This window comes from Chryseobacterium lathyri, assembly GCF_030812195.1.
Taxonomy (GTDB): Bacteria; Bacteroidota; Bacteroidia; order Flavobacteriales; family Weeksellaceae; genus Chryseobacterium; species Chryseobacterium lathyri_A.
In genome coordinates, this window is sequence record NZ_JAUSSF010000004.1 from 26,566 (window position 1) to 51,839 (window position 25,274).

Annotated in this window: 23 protein-coding genes; 5 read left to right on the forward strand and 18 right to left on the reverse strand. The window is 39.2% G+C overall.

What is annotated here, in order from left to right:
- Positions 1–7: 7 nt before the first annotated feature.
- Entirely contained in the window at positions 8–1,180 is a 1,173-nt protein-coding gene (locus J2T03_RS19910) for a T9SS type A sorting domain-containing protein (RefSeq protein WP_307221179.1), read from the forward strand.
- A gap of 366 nt (positions 1,181–1,546) precedes the next feature.
- On the opposite strand, the gene J2T03_RS19915 is transcribed toward J2T03_RS19910, so the two are convergent.
- From J2T03_RS19915 to J2T03_RS19925, 3 genes are all read right to left on the reverse strand, one after another.
- On the reverse strand, positions 1,547–2,269 hold the full coding sequence (locus J2T03_RS19915; protein ID WP_307221181.1) for a siderophore-interacting protein: 723 nt from the start codon (positions 2,267–2,269) through the stop codon (positions 1,547–1,549).
- An 82-nt stretch (positions 2,270–2,351) separates the two neighbouring features.
- Positions 2,352–3,224, reverse strand: coding sequence for a helix-turn-helix domain-containing protein (locus tag J2T03_RS19920; protein ID WP_307221183.1), 873 nt, complete (start codon positions 3,222–3,224; stop codon positions 2,352–2,354).
- A 55-nt stretch (positions 3,225–3,279) separates the two neighbouring features.
- Positions 3,280–3,915 (reverse strand): LysE family translocator, encoded by a 636-nt coding sequence (locus J2T03_RS19925; protein WP_307221185.1) that lies wholly within the window; start codon positions 3,913–3,915, stop codon positions 3,280–3,282.
- 513 nt (positions 3,916–4,428) lie between these two features.
- Between J2T03_RS19925 and J2T03_RS19930 the strand changes: the two genes are divergently transcribed.
- The 4 genes from J2T03_RS19930 to J2T03_RS19945 all read left to right on the forward strand — a co-directional run bounded on the left by J2T03_RS19930 (position 4,429) and on the right by J2T03_RS19945 (position 9,667).
- Positions 4,429–6,768 (forward strand): TonB-dependent receptor, encoded by a 2,340-nt coding sequence (locus J2T03_RS19930; RefSeq protein ID WP_307221188.1) that lies wholly within the window; start codon positions 4,429–4,431, stop codon positions 6,766–6,768.
- Between the two features lie 3 nt (positions 6,769–6,771).
- The gene (locus tag J2T03_RS19935; RefSeq protein WP_306846380.1) at positions 6,772–7,587 is read left to right on the forward strand and encodes a DUF4249 domain-containing protein; all 816 of its coding nucleotides are present in this window, start codon (positions 6,772–6,774) and stop codon (positions 7,585–7,587) included.
- A gap of 292 nt (positions 7,588–7,879) precedes the next feature.
- Entirely contained in the window at positions 7,880–8,539 is a 660-nt protein-coding gene (locus tag J2T03_RS19940; protein WP_306846382.1) for a hypothetical protein, read from the forward strand.
- A gap of 108 nt (positions 8,540–8,647) precedes the next feature.
- Positions 8,648–9,667 (forward strand): hypothetical protein, encoded by a 1,020-nt coding sequence (locus J2T03_RS19945; RefSeq protein WP_307221190.1) that lies wholly within the window; start codon positions 8,648–8,650, stop codon positions 9,665–9,667.
- Positions 9,668–9,793: 126 nt separating this feature from the next.
- On the opposite strand, the gene tssD is transcribed toward J2T03_RS19945, so the two are convergent.
- The 15 genes from tssD to J2T03_RS20020 form a co-directional block, all read right to left on the reverse strand.
- Positions 9,794–10,201, reverse strand: coding sequence for a type VI secretion system tube protein TssD (tssD, locus tag J2T03_RS19950; protein WP_116011228.1), 408 nt, complete (start codon positions 10,199–10,201; stop codon positions 9,794–9,796).
- Positions 10,202–10,400: 199 nt separating this feature from the next.
- Positions 10,401–11,966 (reverse strand): ABC transporter permease/substrate-binding protein, encoded by a 1,566-nt coding sequence (locus J2T03_RS19955; RefSeq protein WP_307221192.1) that lies wholly within the window; start codon positions 11,964–11,966, stop codon positions 10,401–10,403.
- Positions 11,963–12,874, reverse strand: coding sequence for an ABC transporter ATP-binding protein (locus tag J2T03_RS19960; protein WP_307221195.1), 912 nt, complete (start codon positions 12,872–12,874; stop codon positions 11,963–11,965). The genes J2T03_RS19955 and J2T03_RS19960 overlap by 4 nt, the downstream gene beginning before the upstream one ends.
- A gap of 9 nt (positions 12,875–12,883) precedes the next feature.
- Positions 12,884–14,056 carry an ergothioneine biosynthesis protein EgtB gene (egtB, locus tag J2T03_RS19965; protein ID WP_307221198.1) on the reverse strand — a complete coding sequence of 391 codons (1,173 nt, stop codon included), beginning with the start codon at positions 14,054–14,056 and terminating at the stop codon, positions 12,884–12,886.
- A 115-nt stretch (positions 14,057–14,171) separates the two neighbouring features.
- Entirely contained in the window at positions 14,172–15,155 is a 984-nt protein-coding gene (gene egtD, locus J2T03_RS19970; RefSeq protein WP_307221200.1) for an L-histidine N(alpha)-methyltransferase, read from the reverse strand.
- Between the two features lie 141 nt (positions 15,156–15,296).
- Complete coding sequence (locus J2T03_RS19975) at positions 15,297–15,791, reverse strand: GNAT family N-acetyltransferase (protein ID WP_307221202.1); 495 nt, start codon at positions 15,789–15,791, stop codon at positions 15,297–15,299.
- Positions 15,792–16,056: 265 nt separating this feature from the next.
- The gene (locus J2T03_RS19980; protein WP_307221205.1) at positions 16,057–17,199 is read right to left on the reverse strand and encodes a 1-acyl-sn-glycerol-3-phosphate acyltransferase; all 1,143 of its coding nucleotides are present in this window, start codon (positions 17,197–17,199) and stop codon (positions 16,057–16,059) included.
- Between the two features lie 136 nt (positions 17,200–17,335).
- The gene (locus tag J2T03_RS19985; RefSeq protein ID WP_307221208.1) at positions 17,336–18,133 is read right to left on the reverse strand and encodes a hypothetical protein; all 798 of its coding nucleotides are present in this window, start codon (positions 18,131–18,133) and stop codon (positions 17,336–17,338) included.
- 223 nt (positions 18,134–18,356) lie between these two features.
- A complete protein-coding gene (locus tag J2T03_RS19990; RefSeq protein ID WP_306846401.1) occupies positions 18,357–18,902 on the reverse strand; it encodes a hypothetical protein in 546 nt (181 codons plus the stop codon).
- A 317-nt stretch (positions 18,903–19,219) separates the two neighbouring features.
- Positions 19,220–20,221 carry a terpene synthase family protein gene (locus J2T03_RS19995; RefSeq protein WP_306846403.1) on the reverse strand — a complete coding sequence of 334 codons (1,002 nt, stop codon included), beginning with the start codon at positions 20,219–20,221 and terminating at the stop codon, positions 19,220–19,222.
- Positions 20,222–20,280: 59 nt separating this feature from the next.
- Positions 20,281–21,279: a terpene synthase family protein gene (locus tag J2T03_RS20000; protein WP_306846405.1), complete on the reverse strand. Its 999-nt coding sequence runs from the start codon at positions 21,277–21,279 to the stop codon at positions 20,281–20,283.
- A gap of 554 nt (positions 21,280–21,833) precedes the next feature.
- The gene (locus J2T03_RS20005; protein ID WP_307221211.1) at positions 21,834–22,172 is read right to left on the reverse strand and encodes a hypothetical protein; all 339 of its coding nucleotides are present in this window, start codon (positions 22,170–22,172) and stop codon (positions 21,834–21,836) included.
- A 36-nt stretch (positions 22,173–22,208) separates the two neighbouring features.
- Complete coding sequence (locus tag J2T03_RS20010) at positions 22,209–22,745, reverse strand: hypothetical protein (protein ID WP_307221213.1); 537 nt, start codon at positions 22,743–22,745, stop codon at positions 22,209–22,211.
- Positions 22,742–23,995 carry a phthiocerol/phthiodiolone dimycocerosyl transferase family protein gene (locus J2T03_RS20015; RefSeq protein WP_307221215.1) on the reverse strand — a complete coding sequence of 418 codons (1,254 nt, stop codon included), beginning with the start codon at positions 23,993–23,995 and terminating at the stop codon, positions 22,742–22,744. The genes J2T03_RS20010 and J2T03_RS20015 overlap by 4 nt, the downstream gene beginning before the upstream one ends.
- The gene (locus tag J2T03_RS20020) at positions 23,992–25,263 is read right to left on the reverse strand and encodes a condensation domain-containing protein (RefSeq protein ID WP_306846412.1); all 1,272 of its coding nucleotides are present in this window, start codon (positions 25,261–25,263) and stop codon (positions 23,992–23,994) included. The genes J2T03_RS20015 and J2T03_RS20020 overlap by 4 nt, the downstream gene beginning before the upstream one ends.
- Positions 25,264–25,274 lie beyond the last annotated feature (11 nt).

Here is a 25,274-nt window from a genome sequence, read left to right on the forward strand (position 1 = left end):
CAAATTTATGAAAACATCATTATTCTCCATGAAAAGTGGCCTGGCATTAGCTATGCTTCTTTTGACAGGAATTGCCAATGCCCAGCAATGGCAAATCACCGGAAATGCAGGAATTACCGCAGCAAACTACGCAGGCACAGTAGATCCAAGGCCTTTTTTCCTACGAACGAACGGAGCCTCTTCCAATCCGGGACAGGCTATTTTGAATGAAACAGGCTCGTTTATTGTAGACGCCGTAAACAACTCCAATATCGCCAAAGTAAAAGGAAGCATCGTTACCGGAAGCTCCAATATTCTTGGAGGACTGGCCAGCAGTTCCATAGTAAGCGGCTGGGGAAACGACCTCACCAACGGCGGAGGTGCTAATCTCGTGAGCGGACAGGACAACATTGTTCTGAATAATGCCGGTAAATCTGTAGCTCTTGGCTGGAAAAACATCATCAGAAACCAGAATCAGTTTGCATTAGGGGTAGGAATCGATCTTAAGGATGTATATTCCGGCGGATTCGGCATTGATTTGGCGGCTACCGGAAACCGTTCTTTCGTGATCGGATCAGGAACGGGAGGAGTGAAACTGACCAACAATATTCCGCTGTCTATTATGTTTGGATTATCTCCTACATCAACAATGCTGATCAAGGATAAAAGTGTCGGTATTCTTACGCTTGTCCCTACTGCCAATTTCCATACGGTGGGGACGGTAAGACATGAAAATCTACCCACAGGAAGCGGCCGTGCCTTGGTTGTAGATACAAGTGGAAATGTAATGGTTTCCAATACACCACTCAATAGAAGTGCTTCTTCCGATGAAACGATCCAGCAGCTGGAAGACCGTATTCACAATCTTGAAAATACTGTGGAAGAACTGAAACAACTGCTCTTAAACAAAGGTATTTCATCAACTGAGACCTCTTCGGACGTGGCGAAATTAGCTCAGAATGTTCCTAACCCCACAAAACATGAGACAAGCATCGGCTACTATCTTCCAAAAAGTGCAAAAACAGCTTCTATTGAAGTATACAATATCTCCGGTCAGCTGGTGAAATCCCTTCCACTCCGTGAGAAAGGCAACGGGACGATCATCTTATCAGGTTCAGAACTGCAATCCGGCACCTATGTGTATACCATGACTACAGACGGAAAAGTGACAGGTTCTAAAAAGATGGTTATCCGGGATTAAATTCTTGATATAATATTTTCAAAAAGCAGCTGGAGGAGAGACCCTCAGCTGTTTTTTTATTACAAAAAAATCTTATGTTCCAGTGTTAATTGCTCTTAAAGAAAAATCAGTTGTTTCTTTACCATTCCTTTATTACCTATGAACCCTACATTTAACAATCATTGTTTAATTCAATACCAAACACTCCAAATTCGCAATGAATTGATCCAGTATTTTACCATAACTTTTATTTGCTTTTTTATTTCAGATTGGAATGGATGAACCAGCTCAGCCAAAGACAGAAGAGAATTAGTTTCTTTATAGCCCCTTGCTTATCAAAAATAGGGTTAAAGATTTCAGAGGCAAATAAGTATTATAAAATAGCTATCACAGCCCCTTCTTCCCCTCCATCCAATACGCCTGCGACCTTATACACTTCCCATTCACCCCCTTCGCTTTAAGAAACTTCCGGATCATAGACATCGCATTTCCGTTTCCTGTAAGATAAAAAACCACTTCATTATTGTAAACAGCCTGTTTTTCCTCTTTCAAAAAGTCGTTTAAAGCTTCCATAATGCTCTGAATATCATTTTTGGGAGCGTGATAACCGTAAAGTGCTAATTCCTTCAAAACCGATGAATCTTCCAGTTCGTGAAGACAGACAAACGAACCACCTATCTCTTCCGCAGCTTCTTTAATGGAAAGAGAGCTTCCCAGCGAAGTTTCATCACCTATGGAAAAATGGATTTCTGCATTGGGTTCAAAGAAACGTTTTCCTCGCGGCAATAATATCTTTATAGTTTCGCCTGCCGAAAGGCTGCCTGCAAAACTACTTCCTACAGAATTGATATCATGGAGATGGAAAATTACATCGAAGGTTCCGGTGTATTTATTAAAATTGAATGGTGAATAATTGCGGTAATCCCTTTCATTGACCCTTATTCCTATAGCATAAGCAGGTTCAAAGTGAACGTCTTCCAGGCCGGCAGCAAAACGGATAAGGCGAAGATCTTTTGAAACAGATTCTGTATAGATAACGGTGCATTCTTTAAATTTTGAGGACATGACATTTTCTAACGTGTCATTGATCCATTTCGGTAAGCTTGGCATAAATAATTTTTAATGCAAAGGAAGCTTCAAAATGAATGCAGACCGATAGCCTGATCAGGGTATTAGTTGGACAATTCGTGGTTTACTGCCTGCTTCGGTATTTATCACGGAATTCTGTCGGCGGACAGCCTTCAACCTTAGAAAATAAGCGGGAAAAGTAGGCATGATCACCATAGCCTAGCTCATACGCAATTTCTTTTACACTAAGCTGAGTGAAGAACAAAAGCCTTTTGGCTTCTATCAAAACTTCCTGATGGATCCAGTGCTGTGCAGATTTACCTGTTACCTCACGAATAACCTCGGTCAGATATCCAGGTGAAATATTCAAAATCCGGGCATAAGCTGATGGACTTTTCAGGGTTTTAAATTCTTTTCTTATCAAAATCCTGAATTTTCTGGTCAATTGAACAGCACGGCTTTCACTGGATGTTCCTGTATGGCTTCCGCCTAAAAAGATAAGGGCATACAGGCCTGTAAAAGCACTCATTAATGACTGAACAACAAGAAATCCTTCTTTGGTAGCCAACATTTCTTCTGTACAGGACATCTGAAGCATTCCGGCGCAGGTATTGAGCTTTTCAATCCAGCTATGATCAACAGTTACCGGCTGTATATCTACTAAAGATTCTTCAAAAACCGATCTTACAGCATCAGGCAACAGGTCTGCTTTAACTGCAATAAACCATCCGGTAACTTGTTCCATTAAAATCCCCTGATGAACCTGCCCCGGCAGCAGAAAGAAAATAGCAGAATCCCAGGCCTCTATCACTTTAAAATCAACCATCATCTTGGCTCTGCCACTTTCCAGAAACGTAAAAATATAATGACTGTCCCGATGAATTCCTTTATCAAAAAGATTATCTGCGGAACTCATCGTCCGCTTTTCAATTCTTTCGATCAGAATGCCATGCTGGGTAATACTGTTTAAATCGTAGGTAGGGATGCTCTGTTTCATACTTTGGAATCAGTTATTGATACAAAATCATACAGCAACAAGCCGTATGCCCGGCTTATTTAGCTCTTGACAAAGCCATTTTTACAGCTAAATAAGTAAGTACACCCGCCATAAACCATTTCTGAGCCTTCACCCAAAACGGATTATCGGCAAAAAATGCCGCCACTTTTGCTGCAGTGAGCACAATTATAAAATTAACGCTGAAACTTACAAAAACCTGAACAATTCCCAGTTCAAAGCTTTGCATTAAAACAGAACCATATTCAGGTTTAATGAATTGCGGGAAAAAGGACAGGTAAAACACAGCCACTTTCGGATTAAGCGCACTTGTAAGAAAGCCAACAGTAAAAAGCTTTTTGACACCATCAGGCGGACTGTTTTTATCTACCTCAAATATATTTTTACTCTTTGGTTTTACTGCCTGGTAAGCTAAATACAAAAGATAAACGGTTCCGAGCGTTTTCAGGACAGTATAAGCGACCGGAACTGCCAGTAATACAGCTGTAAGTCCAAAAGATACCATGATAATATGGAACATAAAACCACAAACCACGCCTGCCAGAGAAATCATTCCGGATTTTTTTCCCTGCGTAATTGACTTTGAAATAAGATAGATCATATTGGGGCCGGGACTTATCACCAAAACAAGGGCAGCCAGGACAAAGAATAAAAGCTCGTGAAGTGGAATCATCTTTTATGCAGTTATTTATTTAAATATTCTGTACTAGAGAGGTACCTCAGATACGGAGAATAATGGAACAAATATATTGATTTCATTCAAAGCTGTACTCATTTTTTATCCTGCAGTGATCATTTAACATTAAGATGGCCATAAAATATAAGGCTGATAGTCGTATTTTATTATTTTTGTATTCCCGAAAGAGGGATTTTTTCTACTTTTTCTCAGATAACCACACCAAAAACTATGAACCGAAATCAATTGCTGCCTGCTGGCTATTCAAATATTCAGGAAACAATCTGCTGTAAAAGATTGAGAATGCTTCTTCCTATTTTATTATTTGACAGAATATTTTTCAATGTCAGTAATATCATTTAAGTTTTTACGTTTGACAGTAAACTGAGAACCATTTACCTAACATTAAAAGTTTCATTCATCTAATTTACTTTTCTGTAATTGGCTTAGCATCAATCAACCAAAATATACTATTTGATAGGATTTTTACTACATTAAAATTTAAACTCAATGCAAAAATTGTTTTTTAAAACTGCCGTCACCGCTGCTGTACTCTGTTTCAGCTCTGTGGTGCTGGCGCAGCAGAAATATTCAGTAAGTGGTACTGTGAAGGATCACAAGAATGGAGAGCTGCTGATTGGAGTTACTGTAAAAGTAAGTGAAGATCCTTCTATTTCTGTGGTTGCCAATGAATATGGTTTTTACTCACTGTCCCTTCCCGAAGGAAGCTATACACTGATCGTTTCCTATCCGGGTTACCGTGATTTTGAGCTGCCTGTAAAGGTTGAGCAGAATACAAAGCTGGATCTGCCGCTCGACCAGGAAGAAAAAGGGGATGAAAAGGTGGGGAAAATTGACGAGGTCGTTATTTCAGGGATCAAAAAGGATAAAAATCTTACTTCGGCCCAGATGGGAACTGAAACTTTAAGCATTAAAAATATAGAAAAGCTGCCGGTTTTATTCGGGGAAAAAGATGTTATGAAAACGATACAGCTTTTACCGGGAATCAAAAGCAATGGTGAAGGAAGCAGCGGATTCAGCGTAAGGGGCGGAGCTACGGACCAGAACCTGATCTTACTGGATGAAGCACCTGTTTATAATGCTTCGCACTTGTTAGGTTTTTTCAGCACCTTCAACAGTGATGCATTGAAAGACGCCAGCATTATCAAAGGAAATAGCCCGGCTCAGTACGGAGGCCGTCTTTCTTCGGTAATGGACGTTAAGATGAAAGACGGGAACAATAAGGATTACAATGTGAATGGAGGAATTGGACTGATCAGCAGCAGATTGAGTGTGGAAGGGCCTATTCAGAAGGAAAAATCTTCATTCATTGTTTCCGGAAGAAGAACATATGCCGATCTTTTTCTTAAGACGAGTGATGATTATAAGGACAGCAAACTTTATTTCTATGACCTGAATCTGAAAGCCAATTATCAGATCAATGAAAGCAACCGTCTTTATCTGTCAGGCTATTTCGGAAGAGATGTCCTGGGATTGGGTGATACATTCTCAACAGACTGGGGAAATACAACGGCTACGCTCCGCTGGAACAGTATCATCAGCAGTAAACTGTTTTCCAATACTTCATTAATTTACAGCAATTATAATTACAAGATCAGCCTGAAAAACAATGATAATACGTTTGGTTTGGATTCTCAGATCGAGGACTGGAACCTTAAGCAGGATTTTACGTGGTTTGCCGGAAATAAGCATTCGGTGCGTTTCGGACTTCAATCTATTTACCATACGATCACTCCAAGCAGTGCTTCCGGTACAAGTGTGAGCAGTTTTCCGAGAAACCCGAGAAAATCATGGGAAAATGCAGTGTATATTAATGATGATTTTAAAGCCTCTGACAAACTGACCGTGAATTATGGTTTAAGGCTTTCTACTTTCAGCATTTTGGGAGGTGACACATATAATACCTATGACAATGGAGTGATTACAGACAGCCGGTTTCTGGAAAAAGGTAAATTCGGAAAGACCTACTTTAATCTTGAACCGAGAATTACCGCCAATTACCGTATCAATGAGGTAAGCAGCATCAAGGCAGGATATTCCCGCAACACACAGAATCTCCATCTTCTGAGCAACAGCAGCAGCGGAAATCCTACGGACCAGTGGATTGGGAGCAGCTACAGCGTAAAGCCGGAAATAGCCGATCAGATCAGCGCAGGATACAGCAGAAATTTCAATAACAACAATTATGAACTGAATGCTGAGATTTATTACAAATCCATGCAAAACCAGATCGACTTTAAAAACGGCGCGCAGATTACCTTTGATACGGCAGCAGATATAGAAAGCGAATTGCTGTATGGCAAAGGAAGGGCCTACGGACTGGAACTGATCGCCAAGAAGAAAAGCGGAAGACTTACAGGATGGATTTCCTACACATTGTCTAAAACAGAAAGAAAAATAAACGGAATCAATGATAATAAATGGTATAACGCCAGAATGGACAAAACCCATGACCTGTCTATTGTAGCCACTTATGAGCTGAATAAAAAATGGTCATTATCCGGATTATTCCTTTACAGTACAGGAAATGCCGTTACTTTTCCTACCGCAAAGTATGAGCTGAACGGGCAGACTATATTTCAGTACAGCAGCAGGAATGCAGACCGTATGCCCGCCTACCACAGAATGGATCTGAGCGCTACCTATGAACCGGAGTCTACCAAGCGCTTCAAAGGCTCATGGTCATTCGGTATTTACAATCTCTACGGCCGGGAAAATGCCTATACGATTACGTTTGAAGACAACCCGAACAACCCGGGAACAACACGCGCTATGCAGACCTCACTTTTCCGTTGGGTACCCAACATCACTTATAATTTCAAATTTTAGATCATGAAGAATATCATTTTTATCATATTATCCCTGTTTTTACTATCTTCCTGTGAAAAGGAGATCGATCTTGATCTGGATGACAAGAGTGGAAACATCGTCATAGAAGGCAATATAACGAATCAGCCGGGACCGTATATTGTAAGAATCACAAAATCTGTAGCTTTTACACAAAACAATCAATATCCTGCAATCACTGATGCACAGGTTGTTGTAAGTGACAATACAGGTCAGACGGAAACTTTACAGTATGTAGGCGACGGAAAATATATAACCACAGCTTTTACCGGGGTAACCGGCAGGACCTATACCCTGAAAATACAGGCTGAAGGAAAGCAGTATACAGCTCAAAGTACCATGCCTGATGTTGTCAGTTTTGATGGCCTGACACAGGATTCTTTTACCTTCGGAAGCGATACTACCTATACCCTTTTACCTGTTTTCACTGATCCTGCAGTACTGGGAAACCGTTATCTTTTCAATTTTACCATCAATAACATGACGAAAAAGACGTTTGAGGTATTTTCGGATAATGTAAATAACGGAATGGTTAACCAAAGACCTTTGTTTCTCCCGAATGAAGATAATGATGATGACCCTACGGACCATAAGGTAGTGCCCGGAGATACTGTTTATGTAGAAATGCAATCCATCGATCATACTATATTCACCTATTATTCCGCCCTTCTGCAGATTTCAGAGGACGGCGGACCTGGCGGAGGCGTTACACCTTCCAATCCTCCAAGTAATATTGACAATGGAGCTTTGGGCTATTTCTCAGCGCATACGGTGCAGAAAAGAAGTATTGTCATTCAGTAAATTATAATCACCAAGCTATAAAGAAGGCTACTCCTAATGATTGGAGTAGCCTTTTTTTAATCACTGCCAAAAATTATTTTCCTAAAATTTTATCAGAATTGTTTTATCAGAATTCATATTTACAGAATAGATTAAAAAATTCACAAAACCCTAATAAACAACCGATTATCATTATTAAGTATTTCTACTGAAGTTCATATTTGGTTATTTACACGCTAAAATCCGGACCTTTTTCTTCGTTCCTTTGAGTTGTTCAATAACTAATTACAAACACCAACTAAAAAACAAAACAATGGAAACTATTCAAATTACACAGACCGAAGTGGGTTTCAAAGATCCGTTCGAACGCGTTATTTCAACCTCAAAAGCAGGAGGAGAATCCAAAGAGTCTTATTCTATCGAAGTAGCGGGGGAAGGACAGCTTACAGGGCTTTCCTATACTGTACCGCCATTCACTCAGGGAAGGATCACAGCTTCTCTTCAGGTATCTGCCATGTCCAGCCAGGATGTGAAAAATCTGAATGACCTGGCGATGAGCATGCTGAGTGCCAGCTACAAAGAAGAAGTTAAAGAGTATGAAAAAACATCGGCAAGTGCCAACTTATCCGTTTGGACGTGGTTCTTCGGCGGCGGCGGAGCTTCTGCTTCTTATGAAAAAACAAAACAATCTATGAAGTCCAAAGGGCTTACGGAAGCTCAGATCACCACATTAATGGATGCTTTTCTTGAAAAGGCAAAGCAGATGTCTACTGTAAATATTGACTTTTACGTGAATAATTCGGCCAATGACTTTGCCGTTTCGGGTGATCTGTATCTGTATACGGTTTCAGGAACGATCAAGACTGAAAAAGGAACTGCGCAATACCGCATGCTGGCTGATCAGGCTTCTGCAGGTGGACCTCCCCCTTCTGGTGGCGGAGCACCTTCTGCGGGAACCATTAAACTGAACTAACAGTCAGTTTATTGAGATGATTAGAGTTCGGAACGGTAATGCCGTTCCGAATTTTAATACAATAATTATTACCTATCCTATTTATCAATCCAATAAAACCACCAGATCATGAAACTAAGTAAAGAAGAACTGGCTCTGCACGATGAAATGGCCAGAAAACTCCCTGAACTCGTTGAAGAATATTTTAAAAGACCCGAGATCACTTCTTTAGGTGTCTCTTTAAAAACAGTGAATGATAAACTGATCCCAAGTCTTAGCTATACTTTTGGGGTAAAAAAGAAACTGCCTTTAGCCAAAGTGAGCAATCCAATTCCGGCTGTCCTTTTGGGCTGTCCTACAGATGTTGTGGAGTTTGAAATCCAAGACAATAACCTGGCTGCACCGGATGCTGTGGCAGATGCGACCAGAAACGAAAAAACAGATCCACTGATCGGAGGAATCAGTATTTCCGCAAACGGTGAGCTGATGCAGGGAGGAAAAGAAATTGCAGGCAACGGTACACTGGGAGTGATGATTAATAAAAAAGGGGATAAAAATCCTTATATGATCACCTGTGCCCATGTGCTGGCGGGCACTACTACAAAACTTGACTCTGATGTATGCCAGCAATCTAAGTGGCAAACAACTTTAAACTATTGCCATGACTGCGCTTCACTAAAAGATTATTACCGTGAAAATGTCTTTTTTGAAAGAGATTCAGACACTATAGATGCATGGCTGGACTGTGCTATTGCAAGGAAAGGATATTTCAGAAATGCTGATATTGGAAAAGTATATGGAGTAGGAAATATCATTTCAGGATTTGCAGAGATCAGTGCTGCTCTAATCGGTGAAGAGGTTATGAAAAGCGGGATCACTACTGAAATTACAACAGGTGAAGTCAAAAGCATTACTGAGTCTTTAAAAGTTAAAAAATTTGACGGAACAGAAACCGTTGCCCATAATGTAATCACCATCAGGGGCGATGGTGGTTATTTTTCAAGGCCGGGCGATTCGGGAGCCGCCGTTTTTAAGACGGATGACTCTACAATGATTGGTGTACTCTTTGGATCTGCCGCTTCAAGTGGACTGGGTTTAGTATCTCCAATCGATGCTGTTTCAAGTAAATGGCCTGATTTACAGTTCTGATTTAACAGGAAAATCAGGAGGCAACTCCTATTAAAATTATATTGTGAACAAAGAAAAAACAGAATGGTATCCTAACTTTATAGGTAACCATTCTGTCTGATTTTTAAGCTTAAGGAAGTTATATTCCTAAGCAGTAGGCCATTCTGCTTTGTAAGAAGAATTCCCTAAGTCAATCTGCTCTGCACTTACGATGAAGCTGATGTACATACTGTTTTCATCTACTGCATTGAAATCTACTTCGTGCTGGATTACATATCCGTTCTCCCATTTCAAGGTAGTCAATGTTCCTTCTTCGTGAGATTTGTTGAATGTTACTTCACCGCTTGTAGGCTTGTATTTTCCGTTCAGAAGACTTTCCAGAATATCTGATTTTTCTGTAGCTTCCACTGTGATTTTGATGAGAGCATTAGAAGGATCTGATGCCACTCTTCCTGATACGTCCGTAGAACGTGATACACTGTAGTGAAGTTTTAGCAGTTTCTGCCCTTCTCCACCATTAAATTTTAAGATTCCTCTTGAATTTCTTTCTGCCATGATTTGTAAATTAATGGTTAATATTTTGTGATCTGATGTTATTCTATTTCACCAAATATAGAAGTAGTTGCGCTATAAAAAGGACATTTTATGATTTATCTGAGAAAGTGTAGTAGTAGTACGACTAACAAGTGTTAGGTTTTTTTTATTAATTATAAATCAAATATTTATAATTTTAAAGGAAAGATCAGATTTCATTTTATCTGTCTTTGAAATATTTTTTAAGATCTGATATATTCTTTATTTGAAGGTCCTGAGACTGCTTTCTGCGCATCATCAAGGCATAGGAATTATTAAATCCAAGAGGTTTAAGCCATTGAATACCGTACTGTTTTTGAAACTCCGAACTGACATAGCTGTATGTTTTATCAGGACTCTGAGTGACATTCTTAAGGGTTTGATCTGAAGGCTTTAAAAGCACCAACAGTCCGGTCCCCGTATATTCAGGATAAAAATCAATCCCATCATTCATTAAGGCATCAAAACAGATCTTGGTGCCACCCAGCCCTGTTTTCGTTTCCACTTTATAGTCCGTATAGCCTTCAATAAGCATTTTATACATTTCTGTGAGGATATACTGCTCGCCAAAAATCTTTGACCCAATCCGTACCGTCCCCGCATTTCCTTTTCTGGAATTTTTATATAAATTATTTTTAATTAAAAAATCCTTTGCTATTTTTTCCGGAGTCTGGTTAAGGTAATCAGATTTATAATTCAGATCGGTCATTATTGAATCATTGAATTTACCGGCCAGAAGATCAAGGGTTTCTTCCAGCTCAGGAAATTTCTTCAGTGTTTTTGTTTTAATAATTGGTGCTGCAAAATAGGGTGGAAATATTTTTTTATCATCATTCAGAACATACAGATCAAAAGCTTTGATCCTTCCATCGGTAGAATATCCGCTAATGAGATCCAGCTCCTTTTCGTACGCTGCCTTGTACATAATGGCATCGTTTACGACAGCAGGATTCACATCAAGGCCGTACACCGAACGTAAACCAAGATCACCATCCTGTCTTCCCATAAATTCAGGGGTAAAACCTGCCTTGATTTTATTCTTTGACACGGAGGTAAACAGATAAGCTGCCCCAACAACAATAAGGACAGCAGGAATTATATATTTCAACTTCTGAAACAGGCGATAACCGGACTTCTGTACAATAGCAATGGTTTGATCGAGCAAAACAGCCAACAAAGCCGAGGGAATAGCACCTGCCAGGATCATATTGGTATTATTCAGTGAGATTCCTCCAAAAATAAATTCACCCAAACCACCCGCTGCCACAAACGATGCCAATGTAGCTACTCCGACATTGATCACCGCCGCCGTTCGGATTCCGGCAATAATAATAGGCATGGCCAGAGGAAGTTCCACTTTAAAAAGGAGCTGTCTCCTGTTCATCCCCATTGCTTTTGCCGTCTCTACAACAGTAGGGTTTACTTCTGTAATTCCTGTATAAGTGTTGCGAATGATGGGTAAAAGAGCATAAATTAGCAATGCAACGATCGCCGGCCTGACCCCGATTCCAAAAACTGGAATCATAAAGCCCAACAGGGCAATACTCGGAATAGTCTGCAAAATACCGGCAAAACCAAGCACAGGACTGGAAAATCTTCTTTTTCGGGCAATCAATATTCCTAAAGGTACCCCAACAACAATAGCCAAAATTAATGACAGAAATGTAAGCCCCAGATGTTGCACAACCTGGGTCAGTAGTTTTTCCTGCTGTTCTATGATAAACTGCCAAAGACCTTGCTGCGTCATATGATCTGTAATTTCCTATATTCATTGAATGCTCTGATCAGGCCTTCATAATACTCCATATTTCTGTGATCCGAGCTTAATTTTTGCAAAGCATTCCAGACATTGGTATTTTCAGTAAAGCCAAATTCACTGTACAGGCTTTCTGAATTAGTAAGATCCTTCAAAACTGTAATTTTATATTCAAGCAAAAGCCTGTTTTCGGCAAAAAACTCATTAACAAAATTGTTTTGAGGATGATAAAGCATTTCTTTAGGGGTTCCTGTCTGGATAATTTTTCCTTTATCCATCAGGCATATGCGTTGTCCCAGTTCAAAAGCTTCCTGGACATCGTGGGTAACCAGTATGATGGTTTTGTTTTTAAGCTCTTCCAGGGATTTAAATTCTGAATGAATATCAGCCTTAGTAATATTGTCCAGTGCTCCGAAAGGCTCATCCATCAGTAAAACGGGTGTATTCGCGATCAGGGCTCTTGCAATTCCTACTCTCTGCTGCTGTCCCCCGCTCAGTTCATTGGGAAACCGAGAAAGTACATCTTCTGAAAGATGAAGTTTGCTGAGCAGTTCATGGGTCCGGTTTTCTGTTTTTTTCCTGTCCCATTTCAGCAATTCCGGAACTACAGCAATATTCTGTTTGATGGTGTAATGAGGAAACAGCCCGGAATGCTGCATCACAAAACCGATTCCCATCCGCAATTCTTCAGGTTTCTGATCACGGATATTTTTACCGTTGACCAAAATATTTCCTGAATCCGCTTCTACAAGCCGGTTGATCATTTTAAGAGTGGTCGTTTTTCCACAACCGCTCGTTCCCAAAAGGACTAAGATTTCCTGATCATGAGCCTGAAAAGAAATATGGTCCACTGCAAGTCTTCCGTTAAAATTCTTTGAAACTGATTCAACTGTAATCATCGGCAAAAATTATTGAGCAAGTCTGATTCCTGTAAACTGCCATTTCAGGTTGGTCTGAAAGAAATTGCGATAGGTATTCCTGCTGTGTCCGGCAGGTGTAGCCTCAGAAGCACCACGCAAAACCATTTGATTGACCATGAATTTCCCGTTATATTCTCCTACAGCTCCTGCTTCTTTTTTGAAGCCGGGATAAGGCAAATAGGCAGAATTGGTCCATTCCCAGCGGTTTCCCCAATTAAATTTGCCAGATGCCACTTCCCACTCTGCTTCTGTAGGCAGACGCATTCCTTTCCAGGATGCAAAAGCAGAGGCTTCATAAAAATTGATGTGGCAGACTGCCTCATTAAGATCAACTTCCTGCAAACCATTTAGAGTATAATTCATCCATTTTCCATCAATAAAATGCCAGTACAGTGGAGATTTCGTATTGCTCTGCTTTACCCAATCCCATCCCTCAGCATGCCAGTGTCTGAAATCGGCATATCCCCCAGCTTCCATAAACTGCAGATATTCTTTGTTGGTAACCAACTGATCTGCAATTTCAAAGTCATTAAGATAGACTTTATGCCTGCCCAGTTCATTATCAAAACAGAAACCTTCTCCTTCGAACCCAATTTCATAAATTCCTTCGGAAAACTTTAGCATTTCAGTGTGTCCATAGCTTTCTTTTTTTGAAATCATTTCTTTTTTATAGGCTGGAAAAAGCGGATTGTGCCCTAAGATGTATTTAATATCGGTAATTAATAATTCCTGGTGCTGCTGCTCATGATTAAGCCCCAATTCTAAAAGCGGTTCAACGGTTTCAGTCATAAACCTACTCTGAAGAAATATTTTCATATGCTCATCCACATATTGCCGGTATTTAAAGATATCCGAAACGGAAGGGCGGCTGAGATTTCCACGGTCGGTACGGATTACTCTTGCCCCGATAGTTTCGTAATAGCTGTTAAAGACAAAGTTATACTGCGCATCGAAAACTTTATAATCAGGAAAATTGGGAATCAGAATAAAAGTCTCAAAAAACCAGGTAGTATGGCCAAGGTGCCATTTCGGAGGGCTTGCATCTATGATGGGCTGCACTACATAATCCTCGATTTCCAAAGGAGCACAGATTTCTTCGGAGTGCTTTCGGATATCTGTATACTTTTTCACTAAATCCGGTGTCGCTATATTCAGTGTCATGTTCTTTAGTTTTAGTAGGTTATATAACTTAGTGTTAAATAAATATACTTCTTATTTTTACTCTTGCAGATTAAAAGAATATATGCTTCTGTAGATATTCATGTTTTATTTTTCTTTATTTTACTTGCCAAACGGTATCTACAAACCATTTTTTCGAGTCCTTGGTCTCTCCTACCCGTTTAAAATCGGATTTCACTCTTAATTCCTCAATTCTTTCTTCGGAAAATTTTTGAGAGATTTCCATGTCAATGAGTTCATTTTCTTCAAATGAAATGCTGTCAATTCCTATTTTTACGGTCTGCTTTTGAAGGCTTACGAGATAGCTTTTGCAGGATCCGCTTATGGGATCGTAGGTTTGATAATGTTGGAATTGTTTCAAGTCAAAATCAGCATCAAGTTCCCTGTTGATACGGGTCAGCAGATTAAGATTAAATGCAGCTGTAATACCTTTCCGGTCATTGTAAGCATTTAAAATGGTATGAGGGTTTTTCTTGAGATCAAAACCAACCAATACTCTATCACCGGAATTCAGGTTCTGGTTTAAACTTTGGCAAAAATTTTCAGCTTCTTCAGGATTCATATTGCCTATATTGCTTCCTAAAAACAAGATAACCTTCTTTCTTGTGGACAGTGAGGCTGTTTTCTGAAGCATTTCAAAATATTCTCCTTCTAAAGCCAGTATCTCCAGGTCCGGAAGCTCCCGGCTCAGCTTTTCTTTCAATATGGAAAGGATATTGCCTGAAATGTCGATAGGCATATAGGTGAATTTAATTCCTTTTTGTACGAGATGCTTCAGCAAAAATGTAGATTTCATGGCATCACCTGCCCCCAGTTCGATCAAATCGAATGGTTCGTTTTCAGGAATGATAAGATGTGCGAGATCGGTTGTTTTATTTTTGAAGATGTCGAGCTCACACTGAGTGAGGTAATATTCAGGCATTGCCATGATTTCCTGGAAAATGCGGTCTCCGGTTTTATCGTAAAAGTATTTTGAAGATAATCTTTTGGGAGTGGTTTTTAAGCCTTCCAGGACATCCGTTCGAAAGCTGTCAACATGATGATTTTCAACCTTTTGGCATTGGTTTAACTGTAAATTCATATGTTTTAATTTGTGTGGTTGTTAATTCACTACAACTATCTTGCCGCCTCAACACTGAATTTACAAAAAATATTTTTTACTCTTGTTTCATTAACTTAAATATCTGCTTAATTGGTATAACTGATTGATCGTTCTAAGCCTCTATTTCTGCAGCTCATATTCAATTTCACCGTCATTTAGATCTGCTGTTTTTACAAAGCTAAGCCGTTCCAGCAGTTTAATTGCAGGGCTGTTTTGTTGACTTGTTGCTGCCCAGATACGTTTAAGACCTAATGTATGCAGTCCGAAATCAATGGCCAGCGACATTCCTTCAGTCATATATCCTTGGCCGTAATATTGCGACAATAAAACACAGCCCAGTTCACCTTCTCCTTTATCCAGCCCCCGGTAATACCCACAGGTACCAACAATATTGTGGTTTGCATTGTCTACGATGCCCCAATGAATAGAGTTTCCGTCCAGGTAATCCTGATTAATCTTTGACTGCATTTCCGCTGCCTGCTGAACAGTTTCTGCCCGGATAGCATCATAAAACGAAATCTCAATAAGATCTTTAATATCTGTTTCCAGAATCTGTCGTAATGACACTCTGCTGCCTGTCACTTGTGGGAAATTGTCGTATTGAAATAGTTTCATGATGATAGAGTTATTAATTTTGGCGGTTCGCATCACAATGAATACATCTATAATGTATGGCAGCTGATATTATGATTGCATAAAAATACTATTAATTTTACTATAGAAACTAAAAATGCATCTAATCTTTTGACTGAAACCGGAAGTATGGATATTTAATACTAATGCAAAGGATTACAAATAATGCCTGTATATTAAAAATAACAGAGAAATAGCCGGCTTCACTGATCTTATTAAGGCTGGTTTTATAACGTTATTATAGAAATTATTCTGAAAGTTTCTGTTCAGACTTGATTTTATTCACCAAAGGGTTCGCATACATGGCCAGGAAATAGTCTTTGGAAATGGCATCAGAAGGATCTATACGCATTTCAAGTCTCCGTACAAACAGCTGTTTTTCCTGTTCTGTATATTGATCAGCATAGGTATCGGTGTTGTGAAGCAGGTCGTAAGCTATAAATTTAGTAGGCCAAAGCTTATAATTCTGAATGATTGAATCATCAATGATCTGAGCAATAGCCTGAAGCTGCTTGTTTTTATTTTCAAAATTGGCCGAAATATCATCCAGTTCAGTATCAAGGACATCGCCGGCATGCAGGTGAATCCGTTTTTTCTGACCTAAAACTCCGCTGAGCATGGTCATAAAATCCTCATCTTTACCTTTAATATACTCCTCATCTCTGTGCTTTGCCAGAAGCTGCGGCATTTTTAAGGAATCTGTAGGATCGTATTCGTAGGAAATGGATACGGGAACAATTCTCAGTGTTTTAAAATAATCTGCCAAAGGTATATCTTCTGCCGCCATGGCAAGCATTTTTAGGACTCCTTGCTGGGTGACATCGTTTCCGTCTTTTGTACGTCCTTCGCGCTGGGCAATCCAGACGGAACGGTTTTCTTTATGTAAAAGTTCCTTAATATATTCAGACATAATCTGGGAGCTCTTCAGCTGTTCACGAAGCGGCAATCCTCTCTGAACTAAAAAATTACGGTTCAGTTTGGCCAGGTCATGTAAAAAAGTTTTCTGAACAAGATTGTCGCCGATCGCTGAAGCTGTCATGATAAGGCCTTTCTCTAAAAGCACCAGATTGATCAGTGAGGTATCTAAAACGATATCCCTGTGGTTCGAAATGAAAAGGTATGGTGTCTGTTTATCCAGCTTATCAAATCCAGAAGTTGTAAGCCCTTCAGAACTTTTCACAAGGATCTGGCGAATGGTATAAGCAATAAAATTGTGCTGAAAATCACTTACAGAGTGGATATTCTTAAACTGTTCCCTCCAGATTTTCTTATCTGTATCAGGAAAAGTAAAACTCATCAGTGCATTCATCATCGGATCACGGGCTATTCCAAGTAAGGCTTCATTCACTTCACTGTCATCAAAAAACCGGATCTCATCGAACTTCGACATGCAATTATGTTAAAATTAAACTTTTTGCAAAAGAACAAAAATTTATTGAGGGTACATTACAATGTTTGTTAAAGTATCGCATTTGCCATCAAAGCAACTATGCTCTACATATCATTGTGTACATAATTAAAGGTTATTATTGTATTGACATAGTCGGATAGGCTGCCATATAGGTTTTCAGCAACTTTCCTTTAGCGGAGTATTCTGAAATCTGATATCCTTTATTGGTATCTATCATGATTTCGTAACTGTTGTCTTTTTTGATTATTTTCTTTTTGCCTTCTCCATATTTTATTTCCTTATTGATAAGTGTGCCTTTTTCATCAAATTTCTCTTCCATCCATGTGGCATCTTTTTCAAGGTTTTTAGTGCTGGTACGGCTTTCTATTTTATTGGTCTTGCCATAGTAAAATGTACGTGTACCTTTTATATCATCCTGAACATCCCAGCCGGAAAGGTTCATGCTTTTTGAATAAATAAGCGTTCCATCCTTGGCTCTGGATTCACTTTTAAAATCACCATTCGTTTCAAACTGCTTTTCATAGAAGATATCCTGATCAAAGTAACTGGTTTCTATAAGGGTTCCGTTCAGTTTTTTGTCGATTCTGATTAGAACACCGTCTTTGTATAGAGCCTTTACTACAAAATTCTTATCAGGAATTTCAAAGTTCATTTCACCGTCAATATTGCCTGAAACATTCACTTCAAATAATGATTTAACCGTTTTATCATTTTCCCCTTCTTCATCCATGAGCATGATGTATTTGCCGGGAGCCAGTTTCTTTCCGTCCTTATACAGGATGTGCTGCGGCTCATGCTTTTCCATTTCCTTCCCGATACTGAAATCCTGCAGATCACTTTGTTTAATACTGATTTGTGCCTTTGCACAGAAAGCAATCATCAAAAGGGAAAGGATATATATTTTAAGCTTCATCGTATTATTGTATTCGTTTTGTCCGGGGTTAAGATAGGGATAATATTCTACAACATTTCCCAACAGAACTGTAATAAGCTACAGCTTCCTTCTTCATAAGATGATAAGAGCATACAAGAGGAAAATACAACAGATGGGAATGCCTAATTGGGTATAGTAATCGATACTATCCTAAAAAGTATTGAATTAAAAAAGCCAGGTCCCGGATTTATACTCTGAACCTCTATTTTACTTTTTCCAGGAGATATAATTTAGTCCCTGAAAAAGCAAGTTTAGGCATCAGGTTTCCTTCCAATACCATTGTCTTATTATTGACATCAATCACAGAAATGTAATTATTGGAATTATACTCTATATAATTTTCTTTTTCTTTGGTCAGAGGATTTTTCCCGAATTCCATAGAATATTTCACCCAGTCTTCTTCATCAGAACTGCAGTGTACCGGTTTGAATTTAGATTTTTTAGCCTTGAAAATGATCTGATCATAACTATCCGTACAATCTGAAGTAAATGTGCTCTCCGGATTCTGGTCTTTTGAAAAGTCTTCAAAGGAACCTTTATAAACGCCTACTATTTTCCAGGTTCCGTCCAGACGGTCTCCATCTATTTTTCCTTTAGCTTTGCTTACCGCCCAGCTGATGCCATTTACGGTTCCTTTTACAGCTTTGTAGCCTATGGTTGCAGCTCCTGTCACTACCTTTGCAGCAGTTCTTACAACGCAAGAGTTTAGCACAAACGCGGCTGAGATTAGGAATATTATTTTTTTCATATGATCAAGTATATTAAATACGAAGATAAGATTTTAAAAATATTATGATCACTCCTGCAGTTGGGTTTTCCATTTTAATGGTCAGTCATCTTGAAAAAGCATATTTTTCAAAAAAATATAAAAACAGCAAAAACTTACATCTTTGCTGTTTTTTATACTGCTCCAAAAGTATTGCATTGCAGCTATTTTTGTACAAAGATTCTGTGTGGGATAAGAATGTCATCTCCTATTGATGCCATGTTTTATTGTTCTCTTTTGTTAAGGAGAATCTTTTTCCTATCCGTTTGATTGGCATTATAATATAATTCTGACAACCGCTAAATGGTTTTCATAGCATTACTAATTTCCGGCCAGGCAAAACCCACGCCTCCATGCCGGTATCTTTCAGTTTCCAGATAAAAAGAATTCACTCCCTGAAGTCCAACTCCTGCATAATAAACGAACTTGTCTACATGTTCCTGATACTCACCGAACTCGCGATACTCAGCGTGTAAGGCAAGTACTTTTGCCAGTTCTTCATTATGGATACGAAATGCCTCTGAACAAGCATCCTCCAGTGAAAGGTTATATTCCTGCTGCAATACAAAAACCAGGTTAAAAACCTCTGTACCCTTCGCCATTTCTTTTGGCAGAGAGTGAATGTCATTTTGCCATGCAACAACCAGGGTCATATGAGATATCATTTTTTGAACGACAATATGCTCAAAAATATGTTCAGGAAGAACAAGACCAGATTCAATCTCACCCAAGATCAGATAGGGGCGCATAAGAACAGAATATTCACGAATTGTTTTGAAAAGTGTGAGTGACGGCGGACGCTGTGCTATTTTATAAGGATATTCCAGCTCAATCCCATATCTGAAGGACTGATAAAAATAGTAAATAAAGCGTTCAACCCATATATCCGGCATCAAAGCACGAAACTCATCCCCAATTAATGCCATATGATGATACAGGGCATTTTCTTCCGGCCTTGGCTGAGCCCCTTTAAGAATATCTACACAACGAATCCTTAACTGTTGGATTTCCTCCAGGGACGAATGTTCCACCTGATCATCAAGAGCAACGTATTGGAGCATAAACCTGTTGCATGGGATAGTCTGTTCATAGGTTAAGTCCGGCCACATACGGGCTGTGCACATGTGCAGCCTCATTTTTTTGTATGTTGTACGTTGTTTTTCTGTCAGGAAAGTGTAGTCATTGTCAATCCATCCATCCATATCTTTCCCCATCTGCTCTGCATGTGGATTGATCAGATCAGGCCAGGGATAATGGCCGCGTGGTAAATAATCTTTTGAATTATATTCTTCCGGTTTCATTTTGTTTACGGTTTAAGTTTGTAGATTGAGAATATTTATAAGTTTATTTCTCTTTAATCTCATATTTGGTTCAGCTTTTCTTTCAGCTCTTTGGCCCCCGGAAATTCCATAGCATTATAACGGCCAAGTTTTGTAGATATATTCTTCCACCCGCTCAAGACCATACTCATATAATGAACCCAATTGACAACGGCATCCTGCCAGATACCGAAGTCAGGCAAAGAAGACTGTAAGGCCACAAACTCTTTAAGATCTTCATTATGAAGGCGCAGATCTTCCAGACAAGCCTCTTCCAGAGAGATTTGACGTTCGTGCTGGATCACTTTAACAATATTATAATAAACACTGTCGGTGGCTTCATCTTTCACTACGGACTGCACTTCATTGAAATAAGTTACCAGATGGCAGGCCAGGGTCTGCAGGCGGCGGATGACCGGATGCTCGTGTATTTCCTGTGGCAGAATGATTCCTGTTTCTACCTCTGTAAGCTGCAGAAAAGGATAGAGACAGATAGAATCTTCCCGTAAAGCAATACATTCTTCTATAGTTGGAAACATTTTTTTCTCCTTATATTGAAGTTCAGTTTCCAGTCCGGTAAAATACCTGCTGATCATCTTTGTAAACCGGATAATTGATTCCTGAGGGATAAACTGCAACAGCTCCTGCCTTAATGAAGCCAGCATAGATCCTAGTGGTATTGTTGATTCTTCAGCACTTATTTCACCATTGAGAACTGCAACGGATTGGATATGTATTTTTTTAATATCTCCGGATACACTTTCCTCGTACAGGTCATCATTGTACAGTGTCCACAACATCAGCCTGCAGATGGGTTTGAAACGTTCAAGCGATGCTGTGGGAAACCATTGTGCAGCGATATGTGCAGTTTTAGTTTTCTTATACTTTTTTCGGAGGTCGGGATTCTGCTCATAAAGCCACAGATATTCCCCGTCTATCCATTGATTTTCAGTAATCTCTTGCAGCTGGTCTGCGTGTGGATTCTTTAATGTCGGGAACGGATAATTAAATTGTGTGTTAAGTAGTTCAAGTGTGTTCATGGTTTTATTATTTTGCTTTTTTCACATAAGGGTAATATTTCCAGGTACAGTTAGTCCAAATTGGTCACTGATAAACAGGACAAATGAGGCAACTAAAAAGATAATGTTAAAGAATCTGAATATACATTTCACCAAAATGCAACCCAATCAATAAGCTCATCCTTTTTTGACATATCGAAAAATAATTTAATATAAACTAATCCCAACCTAGTCAAAAATATCTGTAATTCTAGTAAAATAAGAAGCTGATATCGGTAACCACATCCACATTGAGATTATTAGTTATATTTTCTGTAATAGGATAGTGTAGGTTTAAAATTCGGAATAAGACCACTTCCTGAGCTCTATGGTAAGAAAAATTTTCATAAGTTTTAATTTGGTTATTAATATTTTTATGGCATTAGTTTGTAGCAATGAAAATAATAAAAAATACAATAAGATTCAAATTTATTTCACACCGAATTGATAAAAATATAACAACATACTGAAATTACAGTATTAATAGCCTTTTAAGAGTAAAAAAAATTTAATTAATTGATAATCTGCACAACATCTTAAAAAATATCCACTTCAATATCAATGTCTATATCCTCTATTTCTATACGATTGATGCTGTCCAGCTGAAATGTCCCTTTTGCTGAAAAAGATTTATTGTAAATGATATTATCCTCCTCATTACTTGATTGCAATGTTAAGTTACACAAAAAAAAGCCTTCTTTAACTGAAAATGTTTTTGAAGAATCGTCAACAAAAATATCCTCTTGATTGATCTCCACCTGCCAATTTTTACAGGCATAATTTTCCGGCTGTGTATTGTTTAATACATCATTCCAAATTCCGTAATCATTGCTAAATTTTTCTGCAATGTGATCTTTAATCTTGTTAATTTCCATGGTTAATAGTTTTTTGATGTTAAAAATTAAAGTAATTTAGTATTTGGCCATCCCAGGCTTATACATCCATCTTTTCAACCTCCAGATAGGCACGTATACAAAAATTACAGACAATACCCCTGCCAGCAGTCCAACAAGTACAGCCATCGCTGTAGCATCCAGCTTATAGTATTTTGAAAAACCGTACTGCGCAAAAAGCAATACAGACAATACCAGTAATCCGGTAATAAGTCCGTGCAAAATACTCAGTTTTGCCATCAGTTTCTTTTTGTTAAGCTGCTCATCTACAGTAAACTCAATGGCGCCCTGCTCAGAAGCAATGACCACTCTGTTGATAATGTCAATCGTTAGGATTACTGGTAAAAAGATGGCCATGGGCAACGTCAGTCGAGCCAGATTTTGGGTTCCGGAAAAAAAGTGCGTGTATCCCAATTCCTGAAAGCTTGCGTAGGCAATAATGAAATTGAAGAATACATTGGGAAGGACATAAAAGATCGCCCGCCTGATTAAAAAGCGTTTCAAGGTGGTTTTCCTGAGTTTTTTAGGCGGTGATGGCTTCAGTTTAAATTTCATAGCAACGAGGTCAGAAGTTCAATGGCTTTATCTTTAATCTTAACAGCTTCTTCTTTGGGAAGGAAATGCTCATTGGACATGAACGTAAAATCCATTTGCTGATTGTACGTAGTTGCAACCAAAGTGTTCGAATTCAGCCACGGAAAAGCAACAGTCGGGCTGAAAATCGTTTCCACTTCAAAATTACTATAATTGCTTGGAATATTGATTCTTCCCATATTGGAAAGCGTTACATCATGTCCGCCTTTACTGGATTTCAACAGGGAAACCATACGTTCAGCGACCGGATGCATCTGCTCACCCATCCATAGTAGCTCTCTAGCCTCCATCTTTTCTATTTTTTCTACAAGATCTTTTTTGATCTGCCTGGCATTATTCAGTATATCCGTACTTCCTTTTTTTAATGACAATTCAACGGTTGGCGCGAAAGCAAATACATGATCCTGCCTGATCTCCGGAATAAAACGGCGAACATCTATAGGACTGATCACCTTGCCTTTTGCCTGTTTTCCCTGAATCTCCTGAAAAGCCTGTATAAATGAAGAACAAAGCAAAGCATGTACAGAAACACCATGAGCTTTGGACTTTTCTGTTATTTGTGCGGTTGTGGCTGAATCCAATTTCCAATGAACAACGTAATTGCTACCAAGGTTTCTTATCTTACTTTTTCGCTGCATAAGAAAAAAGAGTCTGCCTATCATCAGATAAAAACGGGCTTTGCGCTTCTTTTTTTCCATATTGAAATCCAGAGGAAGAAAATCATCTACAGATCCGAAGATTTCATAGGGATTCAATTTCAAAGAAGGATCATCCAGCAGAGAAAGAAGCTCTTTCATCAGGTTGACAATCGTGGTTCCATCACAGATGCAGTGCGGCAGCACCCAAAGGATCTCAGAAATATTCTGTCCTTTAATCCAGACCAACCGGGCCAATGGTTCCTTCATACTTTCAAACAGACGGAACCACTCAGTTTCAGATTCCTGCAGCCAGTCTCCATCCGTTTGCCGTTCCACAATACGGAGCGGAATAGGTTCAATTTCTTTTTCTTCTATAAAAAACGGATACTTTTCACTGCTGCTATCAATCCTTGTTCTCAGCAAAGGATGCTTCTGCTGGATCTTTTCTAAAGCAGCCTTAAAGTTTTCTTCAGGGATATTCCCTTTGATTTTTGCCGTAAATATGCAATTGACGGGTGTTTTGGGATCAACGTACATGATCCGTTCTACCATCATTAAATTTCGCCTGATCATAATACTGCTATGTGGTCTAATTGTAATTTTACCGTTTGAATTACCTCATCACGAATGGCTAAGGCTTCGGCATACGGTAAATATCCTTCGCTTCCTACAAATGAAAAATCCATTTCCCCTCTGAATGTTGACGTTACCATCGTTGTGGTATTGCCCAGAGGCCCTATCACAGAAGGACTGAAAATGGTATCCAGTGTAAATTCTTTGTATTGATGGGGAATCTGAATGCGACCCAGGTTGGAAAACATACAGTCGTTGGAAGACTTGCCATGCTTCAACAGCTTCGTGAAATTTTTCAAAGCATCATGCGCAGATTCCATCACCATCATGGTAATATAAGGATTCAGTTTGGAGGTCTTGCGTTCTACAGATTCCTGCATCAGTCTTAAATTTTCTGAAAAACTTATTTTTTGATTCGCTGAAACCACGATCATCAAACCGAAAGCAAAAATATGATCTTCTTTGATCTGCTTCGCAAAACGTCTGATATCTACCGGACAAGAAACCTTATTGAAAGCTGACTCACCTCTCACTTTTTTAAATGCCTGAAGCAATACTGCACTCAGAAAAGTATTAACGGTAATTTCCTGTAATTTGCAGTAGGCAATCAGTTCCTGGCTCATTTCTCTGTCAAATTTCCAGTGAATCAGGTAATCTTTCTGCCGGTCAACTGCTTTTTTACTGACAGGAATACATTTAATAGCTGTCGCTGCCAGTCTTCCGATCACTTTCGCTTTCAGTTTTTGTTTGCGGTTCGTTAAAATCTCAGAGGGAACCACATCCTGAATTCCGAGTATGGGATTTTCCACCCCAATTTCCGCAGAAGGACGATCCAGCAGCTGTAAAAATTCATACAGGAAAGCCATCGCAGAACCTCCGTCGCATAAACAATGATGAAAAGAAAAAAGCATATCCGAAACCTCTTCCCCTTTGATCCATACAAAGCGGATCAGCGGCAACTCTTCATAATTAAATAAAGTTTGCCACTCTCTTCGGGATTCTTCTTTCCAGTCATCTTCGCCTTTTCGGGGCACAATCCGTATCGGGATCGGCAGATGATTTTCCGGAACCTCAAACCATGGGATATTATTTACGTCATAGCTGATGAGTGCTCTCAACCACGGATGCTTGCCCTGAATCAAGTTCAAGGCATGTTGGATATTTTCCTCTTGAAATGTCCCACGCAGCCGGAACGGAATAACCGCATTAAAGGGTTCTGTACCGTCACCCAGCAGCATGCGCTCGCCAAATAACAATTTTCTTTTCATCTGTAGATATC